Source organism: Aeromonas sp. 96A, from assembly GCF_051919165.1.
Taxonomy (GTDB): domain Bacteria; phylum Pseudomonadota; class Gammaproteobacteria; order Enterobacterales; family Aeromonadaceae; genus Aeromonas; species Aeromonas veronii.
Map to the genome: position 1 here is coordinate 2702501 of NZ_JBQBFE010000001.1, position 16122 is coordinate 2718622.

The window sequence follows — 16122 nt, forward strand, 5'->3', positions numbered from 1 at the left end:
CTCCTCCAGCTTCTCTTCGCGGATCTCGAACACCAGTTCATCGTGTACCTGCATCAGCATGCGGATCGACTCATCCTCGATACCGCGGATCCAGCTGTCCACATTGATCATGGCACGCTTGATGATATCGGCAGCCGTGCCCTGCATGGGGGCGTTAATGGCGGCCCGCTCGGCAGCCTTGCGCAGACCGGCGTTGCGTGACTTGATATCCGGCAGATAGAGGCGACGACCAAACAGGGTCTCGACATAGCCCTGGGCTTCCGCCTGCTGACGGGTACGCTCCATATACTCCAGCACGCCCGGGTAGCGTTCGAAGTAGAGGTCCATGTACTTCTGCGCTTCGGCGCGGCCAATCCCCAACTGCTTGGCCAGACCGAAGGCACTCATGCCATAGATGAGGCCGAAGTTGATCGCCTTGGCACTGCGGCGCATATCGGTGGTGACCGCATCGAGCGCCACGCCGAACACCTCGGCGGCGGTCGCCTTGTGGATGTCCTTGCCCTCGGCAAAGGCGGTCAGCAGCCCCTTATCACCGGAGAGGTGCGCCATGATGCGCAGTTCGATCTGGGAGTAGTCCGCCGCCACCAGCTTGTAACCGGCGCTCGGAATAAAGGCCTGACGGATCCGGCGCCCCTGCTCGTTGCGCACCGGGATGTTCTGCAGGTTGGGATCAGATGATGACAAACGGCCCGTAGCCGCTACCGCCTGATGATAGGAGGTGTGTACCCGCCCGGTCTGCGGCTTAATCATCAGCGGCAACTTGTCGGTGTAGGTGGACTTGAGCTTGGCCAGCCCACGGTGCTCCATCAGCAGTTGCGGCAGCTCGTAGGTCTCCGCCAGCTCGGCCAGCACCTCTTCTGCGGTGGACGGTGCCCCCTTCGGCGTCTTTTTGATGATCGGCAGGCCCAGCTTGGTGAAGAGGATCTCCCCCAGCTGCTTGGGCGAGGAGAGGTTGAACTCCTGCCCGGCCAGCTCATGGGCCTGCTTCTCCAGCTCCGCCAAGCGCAGCTCGATCTCCTGGCTCTGCTGGTGCAGCAGCTTGGGATCGATGGTGGTGCCGAGCAACTCCATCCGCGCCAATACCGGCAGCAGCGGCAGCTCGATCTCACTGAATACCTTGGCGAGACCCGGCACGGCCTCCAGCTGACCCCACAGGGTCTGGTGCAGACGCAGGGTGATATCGGCATCTTCCGCCGCATAGGGAGCGGCCTGCTCCAGCTCGATCTGGTTAAAGGTGAGCTGTTTCACCCCTTTGCCCGCGATATCTTCAAAGGAGGTGGTCTCGACTCCGAGATAACGCTTGGCCAGCGAATCCATATCGTGACGACTGGCGGTGGAGTTGAGCACGTAGGATTCCAGCATGGTGTCGTAGGCGATGCCCTGCAGGTCGATGTCGTGGTTGAGCAGCACGTTGCGATCGTACTTGAGATTCTGCCCCACCTTGAGACGGGTCGGATCTTCCAGCAGCGGTTTGAGCTTGCCCAACACCACGGCCTCGCTCAGCTGTACCGGTGCCCCCAGATAGTCGTGGCCAAACGGCACATAAGCAGCCTTGCCCGGTTCGACGGCGAAGGAGACCCCGACGATCCGCGCCTCCATATAGTCGAGACTGGTGGTTTCGGTATCGAAGGCAAACAGCGGTGCCGCTTTCAACTGTTCCAGCCAACCGTCAAACTCGGCTTCGTCCAGAATGCAGCGGTAGTCGGTTTCGATGGCGGCAACCGGAGCGGCGCTCTCATCGCCAGCGTCGCCCTGTCCGGCGCTCTCGCTCCCCTCTTCACCACCGGATTCCAGCTCCTTGATCAGGTTGCGCAGCTCGTATTCGCGATAGACCGCCAGCAGGGACTCCTTGTCGACCGGCTTGAGCAACAGCTCTTCCAGACTCTGTTCCAGCTCGACATCGGTCTTGATGGTCGCCAGTCGATAGGAGAGACGAACCTGCTCCTCCTGCTCGCGGAACTTGTCGGCGAACGCCTTGGAGCCACGGAAGCCGAGGGCGGCGACCTTGTCGAGGTTGGCGGCAATCTCGTCGATGCTGCCGATCCCCTGCAGCAGGGCCAGCGCGGTCTTCTCGCCGACACCGGTCATGCCGGGAATGTTGTCGACCTTGTCACCCATCAGGGCCAGATAGTCGATGATGAGCTCGGGCGGTACGCCAAACTTCTCGATCACCCCTTCCCGATCGGTCTTCACATCTTTCATGGTGTCGATCAGGGTGACATGGTCGGAGACCAGCTGTGCCATATCCTTGTCACCGGTGCTGATCAGCACCGGCAGCTGCTTCTCGGTCGCCTGGCGGGCCAGGGTGCCGATCACGTCGTCGGCTTCAACCCCTTCCACCATCAGGAAGGGGAAACCCATCGCCTTGATCATCTGGTGGATCGGGGCAACCTGGCTGCGCAGATCGTCCGGCATGCTGGCACGGGTCGCCTTGTACTCGGGATAGATGTCATCGCGGAAGGTCTTGCCCTTGGCATCAAACACCACGGCCACATGACAGTCAGGATATTGCTTGCGCAGGCTGCGCATCATGTTGGCCATGACACGGACGGCGCCGCTCGGCAAACCGGTCGATGTGCGCAGATCAGCCTGCTGGGAGGCGAAGAAGGCGCGGTAAAGATAAGAGGAGCCGTCGACCAGAATAAGGGGGTTGCTAGGGGCCATGAAATCGTCCTGCCAGAGATAAACAGCCGCTAGGATGCCACAGGGCCCCCCTCACACCAAGGGGCGCAGCAACAGCACACAGCGCCTGATAAAGGGACTCAACCTGTGGATAACTCTGTGTTCAAAAATGGGGCGCATCATGGCGCACAGTGATAAAACTGTGCATAAGAATATAAAAAGTCATTAAAAACAATGAATTGAGATCGTAAAAACCGATCGTGAGACAGTTAGAATGATCTCGATCAATGTGGAAAAAGATTTAAGGGAGTAGGTACGGCAGGATCCAAAACGAAACAATCCTAGCACAGCAAGATGACTTGACCAGCGGAGGGCGAGCGATAACCATACAAAAGTACACAATCCATCCTGGCTCACATTTTCAACAACGAGGAGTTTGCCATGAAAAAAGTGGCCGTGATTTTGAGTGGCTGCGGTGTCTTTGACGGGGCCGAAATCCACGAGGCCGTCATCAGCCTGCTGGCGTTGGCCCGTCAGGGAGCCGCCGTCCAGTGCTTCGCTCCGAACGTGGCGCAGCTCCATGTCATCAACCACCTGACCGGTGAAGTGAGCGAGGGAGAGAGCCGCAATGTGCTGGTCGAAGCGGCCCGCATCTGTCGTGGCCAGATAAAGGATGTGGCCGAGCTGGATGCGGCCGATTACGACGCGCTGCTGGTGCCCGGCGGCTTTGGCGCGGCCAAAAACCTGTGTGACTTCGCTATCAAAGGAGCCGAGTGCCAGATCCAGCCCGATGTGCTGAAAGCGTGCCAGAGCTTTGCCAAAGCCAACAAACCGGCCGCCTATATCTGCATCGCACCCGCCATGATCCCGCTCATCTATGGTGCCGGGACGCTGGCGACCATCGGCCATGACGAGGGTACCGCCAACGCCATCGAGGCGATGGGTGGCAGCCATCTCAACTGCCCGGTCAACGAATTCGTGGTGGATCAGGAGCGCAAGGTGATCTCCACCCCCGCCTACATGCTGGCCAACAACATAGTCGAAGCGGCAGACGGCATCGAGAAGACAGTCAAGCAGCTGCTGGCGCTGTAATCCCCGCCCTGCCAAAAACAGACGGGCCGCTCATGGAGCGGCCCGTTTTCAATTCTGCCTGAAGGCGATGAATTAGATGGTTTCGCCCATCTGATCCATTTTGCCCAACAGGGCACGCAGACGTTCCTGCCATGCAGTGTGCTCGTTGCGCAGCTGATGATTCTCGTCTTGCAGCTTGCTGTTCTGCTCTTTCAGCTCGTCCAGCTCCATCTTCAGCAGGGAGATGTTGTCGACGGCGGATTGTACTTTGGATTCGAGTTGCTCAAGGACTTCTAGTGACATATGCATACCTGTTTGTTCAATTGCGATGCCCCACAGAGGGCGATTCAAGCGCGTGAAGCCAGCATACCCCGAGCGCATCGGCACAAACAAGCCAGTGCGCTGTAAAATGCGCCTTCCATAGATGTATTGTCTAAATATGCGTCTATTTTTCTCGCATCCTGCGCCCGAGCCGCGACAACACACTGAACCGTGTGTAAAAAGCCCCGCCACCCGGGCATCATTGGCACCCTCCTGACGGCGCCGCCGTTATCCATGCAAGGCGATATAAGCCCCCAGCAACAGACAGGCGACCACATACATCAGCAGGCCGTAGAGCAGGTTCCAGCGCAGGATCAGCCCGGCACTGAGGTTGTAGCGGGAAGCCAGCGCCAGATTGGAGCCGGAGAGCGGACTGGTGCCGGTGGCAAGCCCCCACCCCAGCAGGAAACACATGCCGAGCAGGCTGGGATCCGGCGCCAGCGGCCAGAGCAGCGGCGCCAACCCGGAGATACTGATAAGCGGATGCACCCCGACGATGGCCACCAGCAAAATCAATAGCAGAGTGAGGGATGCCTCAAGCCAGCCAAAGTGGTTGAACAGCGACAGGCCGTGACCGGCACCGAGATCGATGACCGACAACGCACTGTTGATGCCTGCCGCCAGCAAACCGGCCCCCAGAAACAGCACCAGCTGACCACCGATGGCGGGGAAGCGCTCCACCACCTGCCGCTTGAGGGCCGCCTTGCGCCCAACCCTCGGCATAAAGAGCAGCGCCAGCAGCGGGGACACCAGCGCGATCACCGCCAGAATGCCGAGCTGGGGCCAAATCTGCTTGATGAGCAGCACCAGCAGCGCCAGCGTGACCGGCAACCCCAGAGTCTGCAGCCGCAGCGGATAACCGGCAAAGTCGGCCACTCCGATCCGCTCCACCTGCCAGGCAGTCAGCCCCATCGCCAGCAAAGCGGCGAGGATCCCGAACGGCAGAATATGGGAGAGCTGCAAGCCCGGCGCATAGGTGAGCGCTACCGCCATGGCGACAAAGAAAGGTGACCAGAAGGCGGCGGCACAGAAGACCCGGCTCAGCACCATCACCTGACGCCGCTCCAGGGTGCCATTACGCTCCAGCCGATCGCCGATGATAAACAGCACCGAGAGGTTGATGACGGCCCCCAGCAGATTGAGGCTGGCCATGGTGCTCCACAGCCCCTTGCGCCCGGTCCAGGAGGTGGTGCCGGTCAAGAGACCCGAGGTGGCGAGATTGAGGGTGCTCACCGCGGCAAACATGGTGAGCATATTGATGTTGGGCAGCAGCCAGTCACCGGCGGTGAGGGTCGCTCCCTGCCACCAGGAGAAGAAGAGCAGCAAGAGCGCCGCACCATACAAGGCCAGCGCCTGCCGCTTGGCGGCCCCCACCAGCCAGGGCCAGGTGAGCAGTGACGCCCCCCAGGCCGCCATGGCCGCTGGCCAGGGGGAGAGTCCCAGATAGAGATGGAGCAGGTTGAGCAGCCACATCCCCAAAATCAGATAACCCGACCAACGTTTGGCCATCGACTACTCCGGCCGGGAGATCAGAGACACTGATCCATATCCAGTGAAGGCTTGTCGCACTCCGGACGGCCGACGATCTTGGCGGGTACGCCAGCGACCGTGGTATGAGGCGGCACCGGGTTGATCACCACGCTGCCCGCGCCAATTTTGGCGCCCACGCCCACTTCGATATTGCCGAGCACCTTGGCGCCCGCCCCTATCATCACCCCTTCGCGGATCTTGGGATGGCGATCGCCACTCTCCTTGCCGGTACCGCCGAGGGTCACGCTCTGCAGAATGGAGACATCATCCTCAATCACCGCCGTCTCGCCCACCACTATGCCGGTGGCGTGGTCGAACATGATTCCCTTGCCGATGCGGGCGGCCGGGTGCACATCCACCCCGAACACCACCGAGATCTGGTTTTGCAGATAGAGGGCCAGCGAGCGGCGCCCCTGACGCCACAGCCAGTTGGCGACCCGATAACCCTGCAGGGCATGGAACCCCTTGAGATAGAGCAGCGGGGTGGAGAAGAGATCGACCGCAGGATCGCGCTCCTGCACGGCGCAGATGTCGGCCGCTACTACCGTCAGCAGCTCGGGCTCGCTGCGCAGGGCCAGCTCGATCACCTCGCGCAGAGCGATGGCGGGCATGGTGGCGCTGTCGAGTTTGTTGGCCAGCTGGAAGCTGAGGGCCGAACGCAGATTCTTGTGATTTAGAATGGTGGAGTGGAAGAAGCTGGCCAGCATCGGCTCCTGGGCCGCCATGCACTCCGCTTCTTGCTGAATTTTGTGCCAGGTTTTGGCAACCAGTTCATCCATGTTGCAGCCTACTGTTGTTCTGGGTGAGGGCTCTGTTGTTCTTTTGTCAGCACCGAGATGGGGTCCATGTGGATGATGACATCCATCCGCTCGAATGCCTGGCGTACCGCCAGCTCGGCTTCATCGGCGATCTGATGGGCCTTGACCAGGGGGATCTGATCATCCAGTTCAAGATGCAACTGTACGAATCGGGTCGGCCCGGATTGACGGGTGCGCAGGTCATGTACGCCGTGTACACCTTCTACGGCACAGCAGAGCGCCATTATTCTCGCTTGTTCTTCCGCTGGCAACTGACGATCGAGCAGCGCCTGCACCGACTCGTAGCCGATGTGTCCCGCCCCCCACAGCAGGAATAGCCCGATCAGGATGGCAAACAGGCCGTCGGCCCAGTACCACCCCTGCCCCGCCAGCACCAGCGCCAGCAAGACACCGGCATTGAGCAGCAGATCGGAACGGTAGTGCAGCATGTCGGCCTTGATGGCCACACTGTTGGTCTTGCGAATGACAAAGCTCTGGAAGCTGACCAGCAGCAGGGTCAGCACGATGGAGCCACCGCTGACCCAGAGACCCGCCTCCAGCCGCAGGATAGGCGCCTGATTGAGCAGGGATGAAATTCCGTGCATCACCAGCAGCAGGGCGGAGCCGGAGATAAAGGCCGACTGGATGAGGCCAGCCAGCGACTCCGCCTTGCCGTGACCGAAACGGTGTTCGTCATCGGCGGGGGCCAGCGCATAGCGAATGGCCAGCAGGTTGATGATGGAGGCACTCACATCCATGAAGGAGTCGGTGAGCGACGCCAGCAGAGTCGACGAGTCGGTCATCAGCCAGGCGATCAGTTTGCCGATGATCAGCAAGGTAGCGGTGGTGACCGCCGCTATGCTGGCAAAGGTCACCCAACGGTAATATTGTTGATGGCTCAAAACCGGCTTTCCTCTGGCGATGAAAAACTTATTATACCCTGACCCCGGCGTCAGTTTGGCGCGAAAATCTGCGGAATAACACCAGATGAACAGAATACTCCTGGTCGACGACGATCTTGAATTGACCCAACTGCTCACCGAAATTCTGACCTTGGAGGGATTTCAGGTCACGGTCGCCGAGGATGGTGAAGAGGGGCTGCAACGGCTGGCGGAGCAGAGCTTCGATCTGGTGTTGCTGGATGTGATGATGCCCAAGCTCAACGGCTTTGCCATGCTGACCAAGCTGCGCAAGACCCACGACACCCCGGTGCTGATGCTGACCGCCCGCGGTGACAGCCAGGATCGGGTCAACGGTCTGGAAGCGGGCGCCGACGACTATCTGGCCAAGCCATTCGATGACAGGGAGCTGCTCGCCCGCGTGCGCGCCATCCTGCGCCGTACCCAGAGCGCCCCGCCCCAGCGCGGCAACTCCTCCGACGAAGTGCACTTCATGGATATCGTGCTGCAACCCGGCCTGCAGCAGGCCCGCTGCGGCGAACAGCTGCTGGAGCTGACCGCCACCGAATTCGGGCTGCTGGAGTGCCTGCTGCGTAATCCCGGCCAGATCGTCAGCAAGAGCCACCTCTCCGAGCAGGTGCTGGGCAAGAAGCTGGAACCCTTCGATCGGGCCATCGACATGCACCTGAGCAACCTGCGCAAGAAGCTGCCGGACCGCACCGATGGCCAGCCACGCTTCAAAACCGTACGGGGGCGCGGGTACCTGTGGCTAGAGCAAGAATAGAGCGCATCAACTCCCTCAACGGGATCTCGACCCATATCTTCCTCTGGTTCTGGTTCATGCTGCTGGTGATGCTGGCCGCCGTGATCAGCCTGCCGACCCTGGATCCCCGTAACCAGATCCCGCTGCCGACCCACGAAGTCGCGCGGATGCAGAACAACGTGCAGGCCCTGCTCAACGCCGCCGAGCCGGATCAGGATTTTGATCTGGCCAAGGCGATGGACAAGATCGCCATGCTGCCGGTGGACAACGTCTACCTGCGCGACGAGAAGGGGCAGATCCAGTCCACCACCCATCCACGCAAGTTCGTGGTGCGCTTTATGGTGGACGCCGATGACCCGGCCAATCCCATGCTGGGCAACGAGGATCGCAAGGCGATCGCCGGCCCCTTCCTGATGGAGCACCACGGTCATCGCTATCACGTCTATTTCGGCCTCAATGCCGAGAATCCCTACCTGTTCCTGTTTATTCAGGTGCTGGATCACCCGATCCGCATTCTGGGCATCTCGATGCTGGTCAGCACCCCGCTCTGCCTGCTGCTCGCCTGGCGGCTGACCCGCCCCATCCTGCAGTTGCAGAAATCGGTCTCCCAACTGGCGGCCGGCAATCTGGAGGTACAAATCCCCAACCTGGGACGGGGCGACGAGATCGGCCAGCTGGCGGATAACGTCAGCCGCATGGTGGAGACGCTCAAGAGCATGATCCAGAAGCAGAAGCAGCTGCTTTCCGATATCTCCCACGAGCTGCGCAGCCCCCTCACCCGGATGCAGCTGGCACAGGCGCTGATCCGCCGCAAGCAGGGTGACAGCGCCGAGCTGGCGCGGATCGAATCGGAGATCGGGCGGCTGGACAAGCTGATCGGCGATCTGCTGGATCTGTCGCGAGTGCAGCAGCATGTAGAGGCGCCGGTGGTGCACCCGCTGGCCGACCTGCTGGAACCCATCCTCGAAGATGCCATGTTCGAGGCAAACCAGAGCGGCAAACAGCTCAGACTACCGCCACTGCCCGCAGAGTCGATCCAGATGTGGCCCGAGCTGCTAGCCCGGGCGGTGGAGAATCCCCTGCGCAACGCCCTCAAATATGCCCGCGAGTTCATCAAGGTGGACTGGTATCGGGAGGGGCAGGAGTGGGTGATGACCATTCGGGATGACGGCCCCGGGGTGCCTGACGAGCAACAGGCGCTGCTGTTCCAGCCCTTCTTCCGGGTCGATGATGCCCGCAACGCCAAGACTGGCGGCACCGGGCTGGGGCTGGCCATCGCCTCGGAGGCGATCCAGCGCCACGGCGGCACCATTGCGGCCAGCAACAATCACCCGACCGGGCTGACCATCACCATCCACTTGCCCATCGCCTGATCCTTTTCATCCGGACGGGCGCTGGGTATGCTGGCGCCCCTTCTTGGCTTTACATCTCTTTGCAGGAGCTCGTCATGCTCGATATCGTCCTCTACCAGCCGGAAATTCCGCCCAACACCGGCAATATCATCCGGCTTTGCGCCAATACCGGTTACCGGCTCCATCTGATCGAGCCGCTGGGATTTGAGTGGGATGACAAGCGGGTAAAACGGGCGGGACTCGACTATCACGAGTTTGCCGAGGTGAAGCGCTGGCCGAGCTATGAGGCCTTTCTGGCCGCCGTGGCGCCCAAGCGGGTGTTTGCCTGCACCACCAAGGGCCTCACCGCGCACTCGGCAGCACAATATGCCCTTGGCGATGCCCTGCTGTTTGGCCCGGAGAGTCGCGGCCTGCCCATCGAGATCATCGAGAGTCTGCCATTCGAGCAGCGGCTGCGCATCCCTATGGTGCCCCAGAGCCGCAGCATGAACCTATCCAACGCGGTGTCTGTCTTTGTCTACGAGAGCTGGCGCCAGCTCGGCTACGACGGTGCCATGTAAGCGCCACCGATGATCAGTGGCGGGCGTCGAGCAGATGCCCGCTGCGCTCCAGCCGCCAGCAAGTGACCCCCAGCGACAGACCGCGCCCCACCATCAGCGCCGCCATCGCCGCCCATAGCGCGGCCACGCCCCACGACTGACAGAGCCACCAGATCGGGAAGAAGCCGCCAAACGCGGCCAGCAACATGCTGTTGCGCATCACCCGGGCCCGGGTCGCCCCGATAAATACGCCATCCAGCAGGAAGCACCAGACCGCCAGCAAGGGCATGGCGATCAGCCAGGGAAGCTGACGATTTGCCTCCGCCACCACGGCCGGAATGTCGGTGATATAGCCGATAAGGTGGGCACCGAAGAGGGCAAACACCAGGGTAAAACCACTGGCAATGAGGGCGGCCCAGCCCAGATTGAGCACGATGGCCTCCCGCAGTTTCTGCCGATCCCGCTGACCGATGGCTCGTCCTACCATGGCCTCCACCGCATAGGCAAAACCATCGAGTCCGTAGGAGATGAGCATCAGGAAGTTGAGCAGCACCGCATTGGCGGCCACCGCCACATCCCCCAGTCGTGCCCCTTGCAGAGTCATGAAGGCGAAACAGAGCTGCAAACAGAGGGAGCGCAGGAAGATATCGCGGTTGAGGCCGAGCAACCGCACCATGGGCGCAAGCTGCCGCCAGCGCTGCCAACCATCCTGCCACACCGTCGGCGCCAGTTGCCGCAGCTGACGGCGTACCAGCCAGATTCCGACTGCCAGCGCGCAGTAGTCCGCCATGACCGAGGCCGCCGCCACACCCCGCACCTGCCAGCCGAGTCCCAGCACAAACAGGGCATCGAGCGCCATATTGACCAGATTGGTGAGGATCAACATCACCATGGGGCTGCGGGCATCCTGCATCCCCAACAGCCAGCCCATGACCACCAGATTGCAGAGCGCCGCCGGGGCGCTCCAGATCCGCACCGCCACATATTGGCCCGCATAGAGCTGCACCTCGGGCGAGCCGCCACTCAGGGCGATCAGTCGTGGCAACAGGGGAAAAAGCAACAACAGCAGCGCCAGGCCGAGAGCAATGGCCAGCCCCAGCGCCCGCATCAGGGTATCGAGCTGGGCACGACCGTCGGCGGCGCCGTGCGCCTGCGCCGTCAGGCCGGTGGTCGACATCCGCAAAAAACCGAGCAACCAGAAGATGAGGTTGATCAGGGTCGCACCGACCGAGACGCCCCCCAGAAACCAGGCCTGACCGAGATGACCGATCACCCAGGTGTCCACCAGCCCCAGCAAGGGGGTGGTGATATTGGAGAAAACCATGGGCAGGGCGAGCGCAAAGACGGCGCGGTGGCTAGAGGGATCTCGCCACCAGGGGGCAACAGCTGGGGTCACGCTCAGTGGCCTGCCAGCTTCAGAATGCGGGCGAAGTCAGAGAGCATGGTGGCCATCTGCACCCGGGGCACCTGACCCGGCGCCACCTGCGGGCGGAATACCGCCTGCAGCTTGCCCTTGGGATTGATGAGCACGATGGAGGCGGAGTGATCGATCAGGTAATCCTTCTCCCCCTGATTAGCGATGGAGTAGATGAGCCCCAGATTGCGCACGAACGGAAACAGCTTGTCGTGGGGGGCGGTGGCCGCCTTGAACTCGGGATTGAAGAAGGCGGTATAGGTCTTGAGGCGTGGAATATCGTCACGCTGGGGATCCGCCGAGATAAACACCACCTGACTGTCGGGCGCCATCTTCTTCAGCTGGTCATAGACGGAACGCATATCTGCCAGGGTGGTGGGGCAGATATCGGGGCAGAAGGTGTAGCCGACGAACAGGAAGGTCCAGTGCCCCTTCAGGTTGGCAGGAGTGAACGGCTGGTTGTCCGCATCGGTAAAGGCAAAATCGTTGATGTCCCGCCCCGCCGGATAGTAGTCGGCCTGTTCCGGCTGCTCTGGCTGCGTGGCGTAGAACACCAGGATCAGGCAGGCTGTCAGCAGCAGAAAGAGCAGGGGATAGCGGAGCTTCATCATAACAAGAGACCCTTTCAGTTCGAGGCAGATGGCCAGCAGTGACCGGACAAGAGGGGGCATTGTACCCCAGCGAGCCGCCAAGGTGGTTCAACCTTGTGCAACGCCCTGTCAGGAGTCGACCATTTGGCATAATTAATCGCCAGTTGCGGCCATAAAAAAACCGGCCCCCTTGGGTGCCGGTTATGGATGGATTTGTTGGTCTCTTCTGCTCAGGGGCGAGCGTTACGCCCCTGCTGCAACATCTTGCCGATGGCCCGCACGCCGATGGGAATCACGGGGGCCAGCCAGCCCTCTTCCCCCTGGCGATCGCCATGACCACGTTTGAACAGCAGCACCAGACGCACCACCTTCTCTTTCGGGCATCCCAGCCAGAGCGTCCAGTGCGAACCACGATGGTGCAGCCAGAGACCGTAAAACCAGGTAATCCGGCTACCTTTGACGAAACGGGTGATTGACGATTCCGCTGGCGCAGCCCCAGCCTCTGAATCCCATGGCGATCTTGATGCCATACCAGTCCTCCTTGACCGACAGGTCATGTTGCTTCGTCGGCCTGAACTGGGAACAGGCCCGTCACGACTATCTGCAACCATTACGAGTGGTCCCCTTTGCCCGACAAGGCTCGGGATCTCCCCACTCCCCCTTCATATCCCGTGAAGGTGTACTGCCCGATTCTCGTTGTTACCGGCCCTCCCGTCCTGCGCATTGCGATGGTCAGAGGGAGGCGCCAAGCCCAGTCTCGGCGACAGGGCACTGATCTGAGCATATATCTGAAATGGATGATTGGTAGCCGGTCGCGCAGGACAAAAATGCCGCCACCGATGATCTGTTTGATATGACAAGGAAAGTGCGCCAGAAACAGCACGGCCTCCCGAAGGAGGCCGTGTGGCAAAAGCAGTTGGCGGGGATGATTACATCCAGTCGGCGTTGCGGATCACCCCGACCGCCAGCCCTTCGATGGTGAGCTGCTGGCAGGATAGATCTACCTCGATGGGAGAGAGCTCTTCATTCTCCGGCAGCAGCCATACCTGACTACCCTTGCGCTGGAAGCGCTTGACGGTGACATCCTCATCGAGACGGGCAACCACCACCTGACCGTTGCGCACCTCCTGGGTCTTGTGTACCGCCAGCAGATCGCCATCCAGAATGCCGATATTCTTCATGCTCATCCCCTGCACCCGCAGCAGAAAATCTGCGCGCGGGTGGAACAGGGCGGGATCAACCTGATAGTGGCTCTCGATATGCTCCTGAGCCAGAATGGGTTCACCGGCAGCCACCTTGCCGATGAGCGGCAGGCCGCTCTCTTCCAGCACCTCTTCCTCTTCGAGCAACAGGCGAATGCCGCGGGACGTGCCCGGCATGATCTCGATGACCCCTTTTTTGGCCAGGGCCTTCAGATGTTCTTCGGCCGCATTGGCCGACTTGAAACCAAGCTTCTGGGCAATCTCGGCACGAGTCGGCGGCATGCCGGTCTCGCTCATGTTCACCTTGATCAGCTCCAGCACTTCGGCCTGGCGGGGGGTAAGGGGTTTCATAGAATTGGCACCTGTCTTTTTATACAGCACACTGGCAGTATATACAGTGCAGTGGCCAAGGCAAGGCGCAGCTGACATTTGTCGCAACCAACCCCTCATTTACTGCTGTTTTGATCCTGCGCAGCCGACTCATCGTACCTCTCGGCGACAAGGGGCTGTCGATTTGCTATGCTCACGCCGCATTTTTTTGGAGAGCAGACGCACATGTCCCTAGGACAGAAGATTTCCAGAGCCATCTTGCAATGGCCGGTCAGCGGCTTGGTCAATCACAAGAGCCTGCCGGAAAATCCCATCACAGAACTCAATCTGGATCCGGCCAGACCCATCGTCTATGCCCTGAAAACCAGTTCGATCACCGACCTGATGACCCTGCAGCAGTGCTGCGAGGATCTCGGTCTGCCCGGCCCCTTCACGCCGCTGGAACTGAACGGCCAGCTGCTGCCGCGCTATGTCTGTCTGGACCGTCCGCCTCCCCTGTTTGGCAAACGCAGCAAACCGCTCCCCTTCCTGCAGGAGTTCCACCAGCTGCTGGATCTGCACAAGCAGGATCCCGAGCTGGATATCCAGGTGGTGCCCGTCACCCTGTTCTGGGGCCGCGCTCCGGGTCGGGAAGGGGAAGAAGCCTCCGGCCTCAACATCATCAGCAGCCTGGCGCCGAACCGGCTGAAGAAAGCGCTCATCGTGATCCTCAAGGGTCGCGAGAATCTGGTGCGCTTTTCGCCGCCGCTTTCCCTGCGCTATATGGCGGACAAACACGGCACCGACGAGGCGATCGCCCACAAGCTGGCGCGAGTGGCCCGTACCCACTTCAGCCGCCAGCAGCTGGCCGCCACCGGCCCGAAACTGCCGAACCGCAACCTGCTGTTCAAGCAGCTGCTCGACTCCGCGGTGATCCAGCAGGCGATTGAAGAGGAGGCCCAGCGCGAAGGGATCAGTCTCGAGAAGGCGCAGAAGCGTGCCCATGGCTACATGGACGAGATCGCCTCCAACTTCTCCTACCGGCTGATCCGCTTGGGCGAGAGCTTCCTCGGCTGGCTGTGGAACAAGCTCTACCGCGGTTTGTCGGTCAATGGCGCCGAGAAAGTACGCCAGTTGGCGCAGGAAGGGCACGAGATCGTCTACGTTCCCTGCCACCGCAGCCACATGGACTACCTGCTGCTCTCCTACGTCATCTACCACCAGGGGATGGTGCCGCCCCATATCGCGGCAGGCATCAACCTCAATTTCTGGCCGGCGGGCCCCATCTTCCGCCACGGCGGCGCCTTCTTCATTCGCCGCACCTTCAAGGGCAACCCGCTCTACAGCACGGTATTCCGGGAATACCTCAACCTGCTGTTTGCCAAGGGTTACTCGGTAGAGTTCTTCACCGAAGGCGGTCGCTCCCGTACCGGCCGTCTGCTACCGCCCAAGACCGGCATGCTGGCGATGACCCTGCAGGCAATGATGCGCGGGCTGGACAGGCCGGTCACTCTGGTGCCGGTCTATCTGGGTTACGAGCACGTGATGGAGGTGAACACCTACCACAACGAGCTCAAGGGGAGTCGCAAGGAGAAAGAGAGCTTCCTGCAGGTGCTCGGCATCCTGCGCAAGCTGCGCAACTACGGCCGTGGTTTCGTCAACTTCGGCGAGCCGCTGACCCTCAACAGCTACCTGAGCGAACATATTCCCGACTGGAAAAAGCACATCGGGGAAGAGGAGCGTCCGGAGTGGATGGCGGGCACTGTCAACAATCTGGCCGAACTGCTGATGACCCGCATCAACGGCGCTGCCGCGGTCAACGGCCTGACCCTGAGCGCACTGGCGCTGCTGGCCGCCGAGCGCCACGCCCTGACCCGCGACGAATTGCAGGCCCAGCTCAACACCTATCTGGATCTGCTCAAGGCGGTGCCCTACAGCCCGCAGAGCACCATTCCTGATGAGGATGCCAAGACCCTGCTGGATCAGGCGATGGAGCTCAACAAGTTCGAGGTGAGCGAGGACAAACTGGGGCAGATCATCAGTCTCGACCGCTATCAGGCGATCCTGCTGACCTACTACCGCAACAACATCCTCCACCTGTTTGCCATGCCCTCTCTGGTGGCGGCACTAATCGAACGCTGCGAGGGGATCTCCCGCAGCGAGATCATGGCTCGTTGCATCGACATCTATCCGCTGCTCAAGACCGAGCTGTTCCTGCGTTATGAAGAGGATGAGCTACCGGCGCTGGTTGACAGCCTGCTCGACACGCTGCAGACCCAGCAACTGATCGAGACCCGCGATGACGGCTACTGGGTCAATCCGGCCAACCAGATGCGCCTGCTGCTGCTGGCTGAGAGCATTCAGGAGACCCTGCAACGCTACGCCATCGTGCTTACCCGGGTGCTGGCACAGCCTCATATCGAGGCGGAGCAGCTGGAGGCGGACGGCCTGATGATGGCAGAGCGCCTCGGCACCCTGCACGGCATCAACGCCCCCGAGTTCTTCGACCAGAAGCTGTTCAGCACCCTGATCCACACGCTGCGCAAAGAGGGTTACCTCTCTCCCGAGTGCAAGCCGGATCTCGGCCGCTTCCAGGCGCTGGCCGACAACATAGTGCCGCTGCTGAGCAACAAGATCCGCCGCACCATTCAGGCAGGCAATCAGCTCTGACCTGCAACGCAAACAAAGAAGGCCGCATGATGCGGCCTTCTTT

At 61.0% G+C, this 16122-nt stretch carries 14 protein-coding genes (1 of these 14 running past the window's edge); 5 read left to right on the forward strand and 9 right to left on the reverse strand.

Features of this window, described 5'->3' with window-relative positions; all coding sequences use genetic code 11:
- Positions 1 to 2664 carry the 5' portion of a DNA polymerase I gene (gene polA, locus ACTG2W_RS12400; RefSeq protein WP_440016242.1) on the reverse strand. Its footprint begins 102 nt before the window's first position, so 2664 of the gene's 2766 nt are visible here — the first part of the coding sequence; it begins with the start codon at positions 2662 to 2664; its stop codon lies off the left edge, out of view.
- A gap of 399 nt (positions 2665 to 3063) precedes the next feature.
- Between polA and elbB the strand changes: the two genes are divergently transcribed.
- A complete protein-coding gene (gene elbB, locus ACTG2W_RS12405; RefSeq protein ID WP_005339556.1) occupies positions 3064 to 3714 on the forward strand; it encodes an isoprenoid biosynthesis glyoxalase ElbB in 651 nt (216 codons plus the stop codon).
- 72 nt (positions 3715 to 3786) lie between these two features.
- On the opposite strand, the gene ACTG2W_RS12410 is transcribed toward elbB, so the two are convergent.
- The 4 genes from ACTG2W_RS12410 to fieF form a co-directional block, all read right to left on the reverse strand.
- Entirely contained in the window at positions 3787 to 3996 is a 210-nt protein-coding gene (locus tag ACTG2W_RS12410; protein ID WP_005339554.1) for a cell division protein ZapB, read from the reverse strand.
- A gap of 246 nt (positions 3997 to 4242) precedes the next feature.
- The gene (locus tag ACTG2W_RS12415; RefSeq protein ID WP_440016243.1) at positions 4243 to 5523 is read right to left on the reverse strand and encodes a hypothetical protein; all 1281 of its coding nucleotides are present in this window, start codon (positions 5521 to 5523) and stop codon (positions 4243 to 4245) included.
- Between the two features lie 20 nt (positions 5524 to 5543).
- On the reverse strand, positions 5544 to 6323 hold the full coding sequence (cysE, locus tag ACTG2W_RS12420; RefSeq protein ID WP_005339552.1) for a serine O-acetyltransferase: 780 nt from the start codon (positions 6321 to 6323) through the stop codon (positions 5544 to 5546).
- Positions 6324 to 6331: 8 nt separating this feature from the next.
- Positions 6332 to 7243: a cation efflux pump FieF gene (gene fieF, locus ACTG2W_RS12425; protein WP_440016244.1), complete on the reverse strand. Its 912-nt coding sequence runs from the start codon at positions 7241 to 7243 to the stop codon at positions 6332 to 6334.
- An 85-nt stretch (positions 7244 to 7328) separates the two neighbouring features.
- Between fieF and ACTG2W_RS12430 the strand changes: the two genes are divergently transcribed.
- The 3 genes from ACTG2W_RS12430 (at position 7329) to trmL (ending at position 9915) form a co-directional block, all read left to right on the forward strand.
- Positions 7329 to 8024, forward strand: coding sequence for a response regulator (locus tag ACTG2W_RS12430; RefSeq protein WP_005339549.1), 696 nt, complete (start codon positions 7329 to 7331; stop codon positions 8022 to 8024).
- Positions 8006 to 9376: an ATP-binding protein gene (locus ACTG2W_RS12435; RefSeq protein WP_440016246.1), complete on the forward strand. Its 1371-nt coding sequence runs from the start codon at positions 8006 to 8008 to the stop codon at positions 9374 to 9376. The genes ACTG2W_RS12430 and ACTG2W_RS12435 overlap by 19 nt, the downstream gene beginning before the upstream one ends.
- Before the next feature lie 74 nt (positions 9377 to 9450).
- Positions 9451 to 9915, forward strand: a complete 465-nt coding sequence (gene trmL, locus ACTG2W_RS12440) for a tRNA (uridine(34)/cytosine(34)/5-carboxymethylaminomethyluridine(34)-2'-O)-methyltransferase TrmL (protein ID WP_106844585.1) — start codon at positions 9451 to 9453, stop codon at positions 9913 to 9915.
- A 13-nt stretch (positions 9916 to 9928) separates the two neighbouring features.
- Here the strand turns inward: trmL and dinF are convergent, their stop codons facing one another.
- The 4 genes from dinF to lexA form a co-directional block, all read right to left on the reverse strand.
- A complete protein-coding gene (gene dinF / locus ACTG2W_RS12445; protein WP_106844584.1) occupies positions 9929 to 11290 on the reverse strand; it encodes an MATE family efflux transporter DinF in 1362 nt (453 codons plus the stop codon).
- A gap of 2 nt (positions 11291 to 11292) precedes the next feature.
- The gene (locus tag ACTG2W_RS12450) at positions 11293 to 11919 is read right to left on the reverse strand and encodes an SCO family protein (protein ID WP_005339543.1); all 627 of its coding nucleotides are present in this window, start codon (positions 11917 to 11919) and stop codon (positions 11293 to 11295) included.
- A 209-nt stretch (positions 11920 to 12128) separates the two neighbouring features.
- Positions 12129 to 12428 carry a hypothetical protein gene (locus ACTG2W_RS12455; RefSeq protein WP_106844583.1) on the reverse strand — a complete coding sequence of 100 codons (300 nt, stop codon included), beginning with the start codon at positions 12426 to 12428 and terminating at the stop codon, positions 12129 to 12131.
- A gap of 399 nt (positions 12429 to 12827) precedes the next feature.
- Positions 12828 to 13451 carry a transcriptional repressor LexA gene (gene lexA, locus ACTG2W_RS12460; RefSeq protein ID WP_005339540.1) on the reverse strand — a complete coding sequence of 208 codons (624 nt, stop codon included), beginning with the start codon at positions 13449 to 13451 and terminating at the stop codon, positions 12828 to 12830.
- 204 nt (positions 13452 to 13655) lie between these two features.
- On the opposite strand from lexA, the gene plsB reads away from it, so the two are divergent.
- A complete protein-coding gene (plsB, locus tag ACTG2W_RS12465; RefSeq protein WP_106844582.1) occupies positions 13656 to 16079 on the forward strand; it encodes a glycerol-3-phosphate 1-O-acyltransferase PlsB in 2424 nt (807 codons plus the stop codon).
- The last annotated feature ends 43 nt before the right edge of the window (positions 16080 to 16122 follow it).